Raw genomic sequence first — 301 nt, 5'->3', positions numbered from 1 at the left:
CCTTTTTTACGTTCTAGGAGGAAAATATAATGGCGGAAGATAAGACAAACACTCAACCTGTAGAAGAACTTGGACTGGCTTTTGAATCAGAGACACCACAAAGTGACACACTCTCAGAAACAAACTTTAATCAATTTGAGCGAGTACGTGAACATGAACTAGAGGAATTAGCCCGTATGAAACGTGAGCGTACTGTAGGAAAAGGTTTGATTACAGTCGTATCCGAAAAGCAATTCCCGACTAAAAACGGAAAGTCCGAGCGTATACAAGTACTTACAATGCAACTTGGTACTCACCCAAC

Annotated in this window: 1 pseudogene; it reads left to right on the top strand. The window is 40.9% G+C overall.

The features are described 5' to 3' along the window. Positions 1-29: 29 nt before the first annotated feature. Positions 30-301: pseudogene (locus tag ACSG5Z_RS30645) on the top strand (RNA-binding protein); the annotation flags it as partial.

It is taken from the genome of Bacillus pretiosus (genome assembly GCF_051294775.1).
In the GTDB taxonomy this organism is placed as follows: Bacteria; Bacillota; Bacilli; order Bacillales; family Bacillaceae_G; genus Bacillus_A; species Bacillus_A wiedmannii.
The sequence above is the reverse complement of the archived record's forward strand: the minus strand, read 5'-3'. Positions and strand labels throughout refer to the sequence as shown.